Origin of the sequence: Azospirillum endophyticum (assembly GCF_016595245.1) — a bacterium.
Classification (GTDB): Bacteria; Pseudomonadota; Alphaproteobacteria; order Azospirillales; family Azospirillaceae; genus Azospirillum; species Azospirillum endophyticum.
The window spans coordinates 1-963 of record NZ_JAENHM010000039.1; the positions used below are offsets into that span (position 1 = coordinate 1).

The 963-nt window shown below is 67.8% G+C and carries 1 pseudogene; it reads left to right on the plus strand.

Annotation, left to right across the window (positions count from 1 at the left end):
• A pseudogene (locus tag JHL17_RS13215) lies at positions 1 to 909 on the plus strand (IS5 family transposase); the annotation flags it as partial.
• Positions 910 to 963: the final 54 nt, after the last annotated feature.

Consider the following 963-nt stretch of genomic DNA (forward strand, 5'->3'; position numbering starts at 1 on the left):
TGGAGAACTGGTCAGCTTACGATGCGGCGCTGCGCCGGCGGGGTGACCTGACGATCTGGGTGTCGCCGGAGGCGATCGCCGCGTGGACGCCGCCCGCCACGGGACGGCGTGGCCGGCCGGTGCGGTACTCGGACTTGGCGATCGAAGCCGGGATACTGCTGCGCCTGGCCTTCGGTCGGCCGTGGCGCCAGACCGAGGGGCTGCTGGGATCGCTCATGCGCCTGCGCGGCCTGGAGCTGCCGGTCCCCGATCACACCAGCTTCTCCCGGCGCAGCGCCGACCTGGAGGTGGTAAGCGAACTGACGAAGACGGACGGGCCGGTCACCATGGTCATCGATTCCACCGGGCTGAAGGTGTTCGGCACGGGCGAGTGGCATCTGGAAAAGCACGGCGGCCAAGCGCGCCGGAGCTGGCGCAAACTCCATCTGGCCGTCAATCCCGATACCGGCGAGATCCTCGCCTCGGAGCTGACGAGCAACGAGGAAGGGGATGCCTCTCTGGTTCGCCCGTTGCTCGACCAAATCGCCCGCCCGATCGGCACGGTGCTGGCGGACGGCGCCTACGACGGCGAGCCCGTCTATCGTGCTGTCGCCGAGCGTGCGCCGGACGCCGAGGTGATCATCCCGCCGCGCGACTGCGGTGGTGAGCGACATCGCCGAGAGCGCGCCCACCCGGCGCGACCGCCACATCCAGACGATCAAGGAGCATGGTCGGCTGGGCTGGCAGCGAGCCGTCCAATACGGCAGGAGATCGTTGGTCGAGGTGGCGATGCTTCGGTACAAGGTTTTGATCGGACGCAGCCTGCGCGCCCGCACTCTGCCCGCACAAAAAGCCGAAGCCAAGGCCGCCTGCGCCGTCATCAATCGCATGACCAGTCTTGGCATGCCGATCTCCCGGAAGGTCGCCTGATCTCCATCGCTTCTGGGCGAAATCCGTCGGCAGGCCGAGTTCTGCACCAAAGTC